10 protein-coding genes are annotated in these 11,855 nt (G+C 58.9%); 4 read left to right on the top strand and 6 right to left on the bottom strand.

The genetic code is table 11. The annotated features are described in order from the left end of the window. The first annotated feature begins 3 nt into the window (after positions 1–3). The 3 genes from KBY02_RS21845 (at position 4) to hisF (ending at position 1,898) form a co-directional block, all read left to right on the top strand. Entirely contained in the window at positions 4–264 is a 261-nt protein-coding gene (locus KBY02_RS21845; RefSeq protein WP_004407310.1) for a DUF2164 domain-containing protein, read from the top strand. A gap of 106 nt (positions 265–370) precedes the next feature. Next, entirely contained in the window at positions 371–1,108 is a 738-nt protein-coding gene (hisA, locus tag KBY02_RS21840) for a 1-(5-phosphoribosyl)-5-[(5-phosphoribosylamino)methylideneamino]imidazole-4-carboxamide isomerase (protein ID WP_003372206.1), read from the top strand. Between the two features lie 19 nt (positions 1,109–1,127). Beyond that, a complete protein-coding gene (hisF, locus tag KBY02_RS21835) occupies positions 1,128–1,898 on the top strand; it encodes an imidazole glycerol phosphate synthase subunit HisF (protein ID WP_002551458.1) in 771 nt (256 codons plus the stop codon). A 56-nt stretch (positions 1,899–1,954) separates the two neighbouring features. Here hisF and KBY02_RS21830 read toward each other — a convergent pair whose 3' ends face one another. Further along, entirely contained in the window at positions 1,955–3,292 is a 1,338-nt protein-coding gene (locus tag KBY02_RS21830) for a serine protease (RefSeq protein ID WP_318654157.1), read from the bottom strand. A 414-nt stretch (positions 3,293–3,706) separates the two neighbouring features. Between KBY02_RS21830 and KBY02_RS21825 the strand changes: the two genes are divergently transcribed. Further along, on the top strand, positions 3,707–4,462 hold the full coding sequence (locus tag KBY02_RS21825; RefSeq protein WP_058399546.1) for a substrate-binding periplasmic protein: 756 nt from the start codon (positions 3,707–3,709) through the stop codon (positions 4,460–4,462). Between the two features lie 4 nt (positions 4,463–4,466). Here the strand turns inward: KBY02_RS21825 and KBY02_RS21820 are convergent, their stop codons facing one another. From KBY02_RS21820 to KBY02_RS21800, 5 genes are all read right to left on the bottom strand, one after another. After that, positions 4,467–5,969, bottom strand: coding sequence for a trypsin-like serine peptidase (locus KBY02_RS21820; protein WP_225650767.1), 1,503 nt, complete (start codon positions 5,967–5,969; stop codon positions 4,467–4,469). A 197-nt stretch (positions 5,970–6,166) separates the two neighbouring features. Further along, positions 6,167–7,990: a M60 family metallopeptidase gene (locus KBY02_RS21815; protein WP_225650742.1), complete on the bottom strand. Its 1,824-nt coding sequence runs from the start codon at positions 7,988–7,990 to the stop codon at positions 6,167–6,169. Positions 7,991–8,241: 251 nt separating this feature from the next. Next, on the bottom strand, positions 8,242–9,024 hold the full coding sequence (locus KBY02_RS21810; protein WP_004407320.1) for a divergent polysaccharide deacetylase family protein: 783 nt from the start codon (positions 9,022–9,024) through the stop codon (positions 8,242–8,244). Positions 9,025–9,027: 3 nt separating this feature from the next. Then, positions 9,028–10,365 (bottom strand): S41 family peptidase, encoded by a 1,338-nt coding sequence (locus KBY02_RS21805; RefSeq protein ID WP_225650741.1) that lies wholly within the window; start codon positions 10,363–10,365, stop codon positions 9,028–9,030. A gap of 33 nt (positions 10,366–10,398) precedes the next feature. Continuing rightward, a complete protein-coding gene (locus tag KBY02_RS21800) occupies positions 10,399–11,724 on the bottom strand; it encodes a murein hydrolase activator EnvC family protein (RefSeq protein WP_011269286.1) in 1,326 nt (441 codons plus the stop codon). Between the last annotated feature and the right edge of the window lie 131 nt (positions 11,725–11,855).

The raw sequence follows: 11,855 nt of genomic DNA, 5'->3' as shown, positions 1-11,855 counted from the left end.
CGCATGAGCAAAGCCAAGGGTAAACCGCCGATCCTGACCCTCTCGCCCGAGCACGAGCAACAGGCGATCGACAAGCTCAAGCGCCTGTTCGCAGAGCGCTTCGAGCTGGAACTGGGCTCGTTCGAAGTGGCTGAAGTCCTCGAGCTGTTCACTCGCGAGATTGCTCCGCATTACTACAATCGCGCCATTTTCGATGTTCAGCAGCAGCTCAAGGAGCGCTTCGAGAGCATCGAAAGTGACGTGTGGGCACTCGAAAAGAATTAGATAAAGCAGCTTCAAGCGTTGAGCTTCAAGCCGCAAGAATCAGTGAGTACGCATACTTGCAGCTAACCGCTTGCAGCTTGCCGCTCTTTCAGACCAAGGAATAAGCATGCTGATTATCCCCGCTATCGATCTCAAGGACGGCGCTTGCGTGCGTCTGCGTCAGGGCCGGATGGAAGATTCCACGGTGTTCTCCGATGACCCGGTGGCCATGGCCGCCAAATGGGTCGAAGGTGGTTGCCGCCGTCTGCATCTGGTCGATTTGAACGGTGCGTTCGAAGGTCAGCCGGTCAACGGTGATGTGGTCACGGCCATCGCCCGACGCTACCCGAACCTGCCGATCCAGATCGGCGGCGGCATCCGTTCGCTGGAAACCATCGAGCATTACGTCAAGGCGGGTGTGAGCTACGTCATCATCGGCACCAAGGCCGTCAAAGAGCCCGAGTTCGTGGCCGAAGCCTGCCGTGCGTTCCCCGGCAAGGTGATTGTCGGTCTGGATGCCAAGGACGGTTTCGTCGCCACCGACGGCTGGGCTGAAGTCAGCTCGGTGCAGGTCATCGATCTGGCCAAGCGTTTCGAAGCCGATGGCGTGTCGGCCATTGTCTACACCGACATCGCCAAAGACGGCATGATGCAGGGCTGCAACATTCCGTTCACCGCGGCATTGGCGGCTGCCACGCGGATCCCGGTGATCGCTTCGGGTGGCATCCATAACCTGGGCGACATTCAGGCGCTGCTGAATGCGAAGGCTCCGGGCATCATCGGTGCAATCACCGGCCGTGCGATTTACGAAGGCACGCTGGATGTGGCCGAAGCTCAGGCGCTCTGCGACCGCGAACAACGCTGAACAGCTGGAGATTGACCCTGTGGCCCTAGCCAAACGCATCATCCCTTGCCTGGACGTCGACAACGGTCGAGTGGTCAAGGGCGTCAAGTTCGAGAACATCCGCGACGCAGGCGATCCGGTGGAAATCGCTCGTCGTTACGATGAGCAGGGTGCCGACGAAATCACCTTCCTCGACATCACCGCCAGCGTCGATGGCCGTGACACCACGCTGCATACCGTCGAGCGCATGGCCAGTCAGGTGTTCATCCCGCTGACCGTCGGCGGCGGCGTGCGTACCGTGCAGGACATCCGCAACCTGCTCAATGCCGGTGCCGACAAGGTCTCGATCAACACGGCCGCGGTGTTCAACCCCGAGTTCGTCGGTGAAGCCGCCGCGCGTTTCGGGTCGCAGTGCATCGTGGTCGCTATCGACGCCAAGAAGGTCTCCGGTCCGGGCGAAACCCCGCGCTGGGAAATCTTCACCCACGGCGGGCGCAAACCCACCGGGCTGGACGCGGTGCTCTGGGCGAAAAAGATGGAAGACCTGGGCGCTGGCGAGATCCTGCTGACCAGCATGGACCAGGACGGCATGAAGAACGGCTTCGATCTGGGCGTCACGCGCGCTATCAGTGATGCACTGGGTATTCCGGTGATTGCTTCGGGTGGCGTCGGCAACCTCGAGCACCTGGCTGCCGGTGTCATCGAGGGTCACGCCAGCGCTGTGCTGGCGGCGAGTATTTTCCACTTTGGCGAATACACGGTTCCCGAGGCCAAGGCCTACATGGCCAGCCGCGGGATTGTCGTGCGCTGAGTCGCCATAGCGGTCAGACGAGCGCACCTTTTTCATCGTTGGTGCGCTCGTTTATTTCAGCCTTCCGAAGCCTGTTCTTCTGACGCCTGTTCCTGTAGCAGGTCCGTGCGCGGTGCGGACGGATGACCCGCTTCGTCCCTGGCCATCGTGCAGAGCTTGATCGGAAGCAGTTTCGGGCTGATGCTGAAGTTGTAATAAACCGTTTTGTAGCCTGATAAATCGGCGCAATCCGTGAGTTCGGGGGCGCCGAATTTGTAGGCGTGATTGGCGTGTGTCGGCAAGCCAGAAATGAAGTTTATCTGGTGCTTGCCGTTATCCAGCCGTTCGATGTTTACATGGGGAGCAGGCGTTTGATCTGCCTCGACCAGTTCGACGGTATGGATGAACGCATTTTCCCTGACACCCGGTGCTGCCCCCTGATTACCATTGTGGCCCGCAATGCACAGCGAATAAATGCCGGGCTCTGTGCCGATAACAGCATTGATATGCGCGGTACGGGCATCCCTGGAGCTTTTATAACCGTCCGGTTCGCGACACTCAGCGGGATTACGCGTGGCCTTGAACTTGAACATCGAGGTATTGACGGTGAACGCCATGTTCCAGCGCGGGGCAATCACGTCCCCGTTCTTATCGCGTTCGAGCCTGATGTAGTGCTTGCGATAGTCCGGATTTGCCAGCGTCAGTTGCGCCGCGGATTGTAGCGTGCACGCGGGGCGGTTAATGTCGAAAACCCCGTCGGCAAAGCAGGCAGACAGCGAGTCTATCGGGCTTGCATAGTTGGTATCGACACGCCACGAAGCCTGTCCGTCATTGACCTCGCACGGCGAGTCGGTGAAGCAACGGCTTTGCTCCGCAGCACCTCGGGTGGTGGTGCCCATGATGCCGATGATCCTGTTTGTATAGCGGTCTACGAGGGGGCTGCCCGAGCTTCCCGGTAACACGTCTTCGCATCGATTGCTCAGGTTGGCATTCCAGGCGTAAGGGTGTTCGACGATGTTTACCACCGATTCCAGTTTGCAGGCGGACAAACGCAGCGTATAGCCGGTGGCTGTCAGAGGGGCGCTGACAGACAGCACGTCCATGCCGACGGTAGGCGCCTGTTGCGCCAGTGCCAGCGGTTTAATGCCGTCCTTGAACAAGCGGGACAACGTTGTGTCCAGTTCCAGCAGAGCGAGGTCTGTACCGCGCAGGCTGCTCCATTTGATTCTCTTCAGCGCATAGCTCTTGCGATTTCTGGATATGCCCTTGAAATAATTGAATTCGACATGCCCCTCTATTTCCAGATCAACACCCAACTGGCCTGGCTGGGTGTAAGTGCAATGGCCACTGCTCAATACGTAGGCGGGTACATCAGGGCTGTCGACCTGAGGGTTGCCACGAGAATCGATGAGCACTGCAGTGCACATGCGGTTTCCCCGACTTTCCATACGGCCTATGCCATTCCAGTGATCAAACCTGCCATCCTCGTTCTCCAGCAGCAAAGAGGGTGTGAAGGATGCCATTCCCTGGCCGTAGTCGATGTGTTGTGCAGACGCGACGTTCGTCATCGAGACCGCAAGTACAGCCAGAAAAACCCGTCTTTGAATATCCATCATCATTCCTTGATAAGTGGTGTCAGGTGCCTGTCATTCAATGAAATTCTGCTGTGCCGCGTGAGGTAAATAGTTATTGAGCCTGAGGGGCTTCACGACGGTGCGGATAGCGCTCATACCGAAGTTGTCCATAAGCGACATCGCGAAGTACCGGGCTAGACAGTGCGCCGGGTTCACGGCACTCTGCATGCGTCGTTCACGATCGAGTGCCGGAACATGTTCAAACGCCTACTGCTTGCACTGATCGGGATCGGTGTCTTGTCGAGTGAAGGTGTCCGGGCCAGCGAGTCGACGCCTTATTCCATGGTGTTGCTGACCGAGAACTTCCCGCCGTTCAACATGGCGGTCGACGGCAAGAATTTCGCTCAGGAAAACAACATCGACGGTATCGCCGCCGAGGTGGTGCGCGAGATGTTCAAGCGCGCCAATATCGGCTACAGCATGACGCTGCGCTTTCCGTGGGACCGGGTCTACAAACTGGCCCTGGAAAAGCCCGGTTACGGCGTGTTTTCCACGACCCGCCTGCCCGAACGGGAAAACCTCTTCAAATGGGTCGGCCCGGTAGGTTCCTACGACTGGATCATGTTGGCGCGCGGCGACAGCCCGATCACCTTGACGTCGCTGGAGCAGGCCAGGGATTACCGTATCGGTGCCTACAAGGGCGATGCGATTGGCGAGCGTCTTAAAACCATGGGCTTGAATCCGATTCTGATGTTGCGTGACCGCGACAACGTGAAAAAGCTCGCCAACGGCCAGATCGATCTGTGGGCGGTGGGTGATCCAGTGGGCCGCTATCTGGCGAAGCTGGAAGGCGTCACGGGCTTCAAGACGGCGCTGCGTTTCAACAGCGCCGAACTCTACCTGGCGGTCAACAAGAGCACCCCTGACGAGGTTGTCAGGCGCCTGCAAAAGGCCCTCGATCAGATGCGCGCCGAAGGCTGGGTCGATGCCGTCAAGGCGCGCTATCAGTAATCGCTCAGCCTGCTGCGGGCGACGGGATGATGTCTTCGCGCAAGGCGGATGGCTGACCGTTGATATCGTGGGCGTAGGTGCAGATCTTCAACGGCAACGACTTCGCGCGTAATGTCAGATCGCGAAATTGTGGCTTGAAGCCTTCAGGGGCAGAGCAGTCGGTGGTTTCCGGCTTGCCCATTTTGACCGTGTAGTAGTCGATCAGCCGGTGCTCGTGCGACCAGACGACCGATGTCGCGCCAGATCGATTTGTGCCGATCTCCATTTGCGGTGCCGGCGTGGGGCCTGCCGGTTGCAGCTCTATGCCAAGCGTCAGTGCGTTGCGCATCAGACCGATGCTGGAGCGTTGTTCGGCCGAAGACACACCTACCATGCACAGCCAGTTGATGCCGATCTGTTTGTCCACAGGGTCATCGATGGTCGCGTCCTGCGAGCTGATGGTATGGCTGTAACCCACCGGGTCTTCGCACTGCATGGCCGAATCGACCTTCTTGTAGCGATACAACGGCGTGTTGACCATGAAGCGCAAGTCCCAGGATGGATAGACATTCCTGCCCTCGGCATCCAGTTGTACTCTGGCATGCTGCGCGGGCTGCCGGCCCAGCGTTTCAAAATCGACCGAGAAGGCTGGAAACAGATCGCAGGTCGCCGGGTCCGTACTCAGCGTGCCGCTGACAAAGCACTTCTTCAGCAGCGTGACCGGGTTGCCATAGTTGCTGTCGGCGATCATTGGCGGAAAGCCGGGTATTTCTTCACTGAGGTCTTCGCTCGGGTTATCCGACGAGGCCTGATTGGTGAGGTTCATCACCGCATAGAGCTCGCCGCTGTCGCGGGTCAGCAGCGGACTGCCGGACGCGCCCGTACCGACATCCCGGCACTGATTACGGACGGTATGACGCCAGACCCAAGGCGGCTCCATGATCACCTCCGATGTCTGGTGAACACAGGCCGCCATGCGCAGATGCCCGGTCTCCTTGTCGAGCGGTGCGCCCACCCACAAGATAGCGCGACCCTGTTCGGGCATTTCCGCGGCGAGCCTGATGGGTTGAATGCCGTCGTTGACGAGCGTTTCAAGCGTGGGCTGCAGCTCGACAATCGCCAGGTCCACACCCTGCATGCTGCTCCAGTTGACCCGCTTCAATGGATAGCTGCGGGCGGTGCTGTCGGTGAAAAAATTGAACTGCACGCTGCCTTCGATTTCGCCATCGGTGATGATCACGCCATTCTGGCGATTGATACAGTGGCCGCTGGTGAGTACGTAGGCGGGCGCGTCAGACGGGCTGTCGACGCTTCGGCTATCGATCAGCGTCGCCGTGCAGTTTGACCCTGACCTGCTGTTGATACGGCCGATGCCGTTCCAGTGGTCGCGTGAGCCGTCGGCGTTGAGCAGGGCTATCGAAGGTGCGAGAGCCATCAGCCCTTCGCCCAGGTCTGCAGGTGTGGCGTGGATGGAAAAAGGCAGCAGTGCGGCAATGCAGCACGCCCCCGTCATCATGGTCGGTTTCATCATCAATCCCTGATAAATGTGTCTGGGCCCCCATCATGGGAACACCTTCCTTTAAGCCGGAATTGACACGTTTATCAAGGCTGAGACGGTGGTGGACACGGAAAGCAGATTTGGCTTACGTCTGGTCTTGAACCTGCCGACGCAATCCGGGCGTATTCATGTACTTACCTCTGCCAAGCCGAGCTGATCCATGACAGTCAAACCCGATTCAAGTAAGGCCTGATGGCAGCCAGCCGCTGTGACGGGTAAGGAAATCCAAGGGCGTTCACGGCAATCCATACGTCGGTATCCGTGAGTTTGAGTAAGCCCCAATCGGCAAAAAACTCGGTCAGGTTACGTTTGGCGGCGATAGACGCAGTCAGTACGAAGTATTTAAGACCCAGGGCCTCGCCTGGATGTTCTCTGATGTAACGATGCCAGTCTGGCAGGAAGTCCTCGCCTAATCCCTTGCGAAGCTGTTCAAACATTGCCAAAGGGTCGGATTCAGGCGCCCCGTAGATTTTTTCAGTGCGTGGTAACGCCAGCCAATTCACGGTGCCATTCCACCGCTCTGGAAGTACATAGGTGTATTCGTTGATGTAGTGTCGTCCTACAGCAAGGGCATAAAGATTGACGGTGATTTCGCCAAACAGGCCGTATGAGTTGTAAGAGGTTTGATAATGGTGTCCGTACTCGTGCAGCGTGACCCATCGCTCAGCGGCCAGCCCTCCGAGTAGAGCCTCATTGAACTCACCGATCGCTTCTCTGTAGGGCAAGGCAATGCAACCTGTGGTCGCATGGGGAATTTTGCTGGCGGAGCCTTCCACCGCATAGATCAACAAGCGAGACCTTGTGTGAATGGGTGCAGAACCGTCGAACCCGCTGACTTCTGCCTCCAGCCGCATGACTTCTTCGTGAGAATGCACTATGGCACTGGGTTCGACATCAGAAAACTTGAGCGCCGTGCTTCGAAATGCTGCCACTACTATGTGCGTACCCACTAGCTCGACCTCAGGCGCCTTGGTGAGTAGAAGCATTTTTCGCCACTGGGTCGCTGTAATCCCATTGACATAGTAGGGCATCGGAATGGCGCCACTTCCGAAGATAACCCTTGCTACGCCCGGCCTGGAGCCGATCAGGTTACGGATGTGAATGGCACCTCCCAAGGGGTCTCGAATAATGTTTATTCCTCGGGTCAGAGGCCGCGCTCGCATGTTCTCGGACTGCTCTGACGGATCGTCGCGGTCAGCCAGGCCTTGTGTACCGACCAGCAAGGTCAGATTATCGACGTTGCCCCATACCCGTACCTCGAACTCTTGTCCTGCGAGCGCAAAGTAGCCGGTTGGCTGATAGTCCGCCTTGCGTATTCTCCAGGACATTGCCGCCTGCTCGGCAGCAGCGTCCTGCATTGGTTGAATAAGCACGGAGCGCGGGTGAGGGAACTCGAGCGTTGAATCCAGTGCATAAGAGCAAATATTTTTATCATGGCTGCATATTCGAACACGCAGGGTATCGGCGGTGTGCAGATAAGCAGACGGTACGGCCGGGTTGGAAAAGACCCCGCCGCTGACGATACCGATGCCTTTCCATTCCGAATCGGAAAACGCTTCCACCAGCCCCGACTGCATAGTGGTAGAGCCGCTGACTGACAGGCTGCCGTCGTTGTTCTTGTGCGATGACAGGCGGGTCAGTATCGGACGGACTCGAAACGTGGTGTCAGAGTCTGGAAAGCCGGCGACACGCAGGCGAATGTGGTCAGGGTCTAAGAGATAACTTGCAGGCACATCCGGATTGAGTATGCCCATGGCAACCGAGCCGATGGAGGCCCAGGTGCCATCGGCTCTAAGCGCCTCTACCGTCGCCCCGTTTGCGCCGTAGACCATGACGATGACCTCGACGCGATCATCTGAAACTGCCGTTATGTCGACTGCGACAATTGAAACGGCTTGAGTTGCCTGCGGTTCGGAATCCTCTATGGAGGTGCCGCAGATGAAGCCCTGCAGCGCCCTTGCGCCAGCGACGGCTGAAGTGAAATCGTTCATCGAATGATTACCTGTTGCTGCTTGAGCGCTTAATGCTCAAGCGAGAAATAGTGAGCAGATACGGGCTTGGGCGGCGATGCCGCCAGGCTCGTGCCTGCGATCTCTCGTACAACAGCTGGAGTAGCGAATGCAGTCAGACACTCTCTGCGGTCGCATGGCCGTCCTGCTCAAACCGAGTAAGCGCAGTGTGGGCCTGTCCTTGCTTGGAAGGTACTGACAGAACTGACAGGGCGGTGCAGTGGTTTGCTGCGTCAGCGATAAATCCCGTTCTTGCCATGCGCCGCACTCGCCTGATTGCCGCGTTCGCCGATCATGCTGCGCAGGTCGATCCATTCGACGCCTTGTGCCTTGAGGTTGGGCAGTTCGCGTTCCAGTACGTCCAGCGTGACAGGGTAGGGGTGTCCGATCACCACGGCAGAACCATATTTGCGGGCGATTTTTATCGCGGTCTGCAATTGGCGGGTGATGGCTTCTGCGGTGCGTTCGTCGTCCAGGAATACGTCACGCGAGACGCTGGCCAGACCGATGCGCTGCGCTTCGGCGGCCGCCACGGTTTTCGCGCTGGTGCGGCTGTCGACGAAAAACAGGTGACGACGCTGTAGCTCGGCCATCAGCCAGGTCATGGCGACCGGCTCGGCGGTCATCCGGCTGCCCATGTGGTTGTTGATGCCGGCTGCGTACGGCACTTTCAGCAGGGCAGCATTGAGACGGCTTTCCAGCTCAGGCAGTGGCAGCTCGGGGTGCCAGGCGTAAGGACCGGTCGCGGGGTCCATGGGCATGTGCAGCATGACCGTTTTGCCTGCGCGATGAGCCTGGCGGGCAAACTCGGTGGCATGCGGGGTGTCGGGCATGATTGCCAGGGTGACCGGGCCGGGAAGCGCCAGTGTGCGGCTGTCGCGCTGCGGATTCTGGCCCAGGTCATCGATGATCAGGCTCAGGTAGGCCTTGGACGGTTTGCCGCTGTTCTCGGCTGGCGCTGCATGGGCAGCGCCAGTGATCGAGAGGGTCAGCAATAACAAAGTTAGAAAGCGCATCCGTCAGTTGCCGCGGGTGATACTCAGCCCCTTGAGCAGGCTGAGCGCCTGGCTGAGCTGGAAGTCGTCATCCTGCGGACGCGCCTTGGCGGCTGCGCCACTCTTGACGGTCGGTTTGTCTGCGCCGCCGTTGCCATTGCCCAGGTGACCCAGCAGGTCGGCTTCCTTGTAGTTCTCGCCGTCCGCTTCGTTGGTGACCTTGGCCCGACGTACCACGATGTCCGGGTTGATGCCCTGGGCCTGGATCGAGCGGCCGTTCGGCGTGTAGTACAACGCGGTAGTGATCTTCAGGGCGCGATCGTTGTTCAGCGGCAGGACGGTCTGCACCGAGCCTTTGCCGAAGGTGTCAGTGCCCATCAGGATGCCGCGTTTCTGGTCTTGCAGGGCACCGGCAACGATTTCCGATGCCGAGGCGCTGCCGCCGTTGATCAGCACCACCAGTGGCACGCCTTCGCTGGCGTCTGCCGGGTCTGCCGAGAAGCGCAGTTCGGAGTTAGCAATGCGGCCTTTGGTGTAGACGATCAGGCCTTTGGTGAGGAAGTGATCCGCCGCCTGCACGGCCGATTGCAGCACGCCGCCCGGGTTGTTGCGCAGGTCGAGAATCAGGCCGCTCATCTTCTTGCCGTTGTCCTTGCGGAATTTGGCCAGCGCCTTGCCGACTTCGTCACCGGTCTTGACCTGGAACTGGGTGATGCGGATATAGCCGTAGCCATTTTCCAGCATCTGCGCCTTGACGCTCTTGACCTGAATGGTTGCCCGCGCCAGGGTCACGTCAAACGGCGTGCCGCCATCGCGGACCAGCGTCAGGGTGATCTTTTCGCCGATCTTGCCGCGCATCTTGTCGACCGCTTCCTGCATGTTCTGGCCCTGGGTCGGCGTACCGTTGATCTTCACGATCAGGTCGCCTGCCTCGATGCCAGCCTTGGAAGCCGGTGTGTCGTCGATGGGCGAAACCACCTTGACGAAACCGTCCTCGACGCCGACTTCGATGCCCAGCCCACCGAACTCGCCGCTGGTGCTTTCCTGCAGCTCCTGGAAATCTTCCGGGCCGAGGTAGGCAGAGTGCGGATCAAGGTTGCTGAGCATGCCTTTGATGGCGTTCTCCAGCAGAGTCTTGTCGTCGACCGGCTCCACGTAGGCCGCCTTGACCCGGTCCATGACCTCGGCAAAGGTGCGCAACTCGTCGAGCGGCAGCGGCGGCTTTGCGGCGGCGTTGGTTTTGGCGGGCGAGACTGCTGCAGGCGTGGCTGGCGCGGTCTTTTCGGCAGCTTGCGCCAGAGGCGCGCCGATAACGATGGCAATTGCCAGGGCCAGCGAGGTGAGGCGGGACAAATGCAGCATGTCTAACGAACTCCTACAGATATTGACGCCGACTTATCCTTGAGTGCGGCACCATTGGGCCGGATCGCTGGGGCGACCCTGCTGACGAATAGCAAAGTACAACGCTGCCGTGTCCTGACCGCCACTATTGCCGACCGTGGAAATCGCTTCACCGGCTTTTACAATGTCGCCTGCCGACTTGAGCAGGCTCTGGTTGTGCCCGTAAAGGGTCAGATAACCGTTGCCATGGTCGAGAATGACCAGAAGCCCGGCACCGCGCAACCAGTCGGCGAACACCACTCGTCCGCCATGCACGGCACGTACCTGGCTTCCGGCTGCGGCGCTGATCATGACGCCGTCCCATTTGGTCCGTTCGTCATCACCGCGGGCTTCACCGAAACGCGCAAGCAGTCGACCATCGATAGGCCATGGAAGTTTTCCCTTGGCCTCTGCAAACGGTCCGCCGTAGGAAACACCGGCACTGGAAACGACTGCGCCGGGGGCTTTGACCGGGCGACGCGGTGCCGGTTCATCATCGCTTTTTCTACTGCTGTTGTTGCTGTTGTTGCGGGCGACGGCTTCAGCTTCGCGCTGACGCTTCTCTTCCGCCTCGCGGGCTGCGACCAGCGCCTTCTGGCGAGCTTCTTCGGCTTCACGTGCCTGGCGGGCCAGGGTTTCTTCGATGGTCTTGAGGACTTTGGCCAGGTCGGCCTGATCCTGCTGCCGCGCCTGCATTTTCTGATCGCGGGCCTTGTAGTCCTGATTCAGCTTGGCCAGTGCCTGCTGACGTTCCTGACGAACCTTGGCCAGTTCTTCGCTCTGGCTGTCCAGGTTGCTTTTCTGCACCAGCAGCTGGGCCTGTTGCAGGTCGATGTCTTTTTCGACATTGGCCAGCTGGCGCAGGGTTTCGTTGAAATTGCGTAGCTGCTCCAGGCGCGCCTGGCTCAGGTAATCGTAATAGGTGAGGGTTCGCGCGAACTTCTCGGGATGTTGCTGGTTGAGCAGCAGCTTGAGGTATTCCTGACGGCCACTCTGGTAGGCGGCGCGGGCCTGGATGGCGATCAGGCGTTGCTGTTCAACGCGGGCGCTGTTGAGTTTCTTTTTTTCACTGTCGAGCTTTTGCAGCTCGGTTTCCGTCTTTTTTAGTTCCTTTTGCAGGACCTCGACCTGCTTTTCCAACTTGCCCATTTCGGTTTCAGTGGTGCGCAGGTCCTTCTGGACGCCTGCACGTTCTTCCTGAAGCTTGCCCAGGACTTTTTGCAGCTCCGCCACATCCTGACGCGCAGCATCTATCTGTTTTTGGGTTTGCACACGCTCGTCTTCGGCAAACGCCGGATTGAGCAGGCAGATCAGAGCAAGGGCAATCAAGGCGCGAAGCATGTGGGTGGGCGATACCGAGGAATTGTGAGAAAAAATGTCAGGCCTAGTATGCCCGCCATGCGCTGCAAAAAAAACGCCTCGCAGCCACTGCTTTGAGGCCTGAAACATAAAAAACCGGCCTTGCCTGATGG

Origin of the sequence: Pseudomonas sp. P129, from assembly GCF_020312195.1 — a bacterium.
GTDB lineage: Bacteria > Pseudomonadota > Gammaproteobacteria > Pseudomonadales > Pseudomonadaceae > Aquipseudomonas > Aquipseudomonas fragariae.
This window is presented reverse-complemented; position numbering and strand designations above follow the sequence as displayed.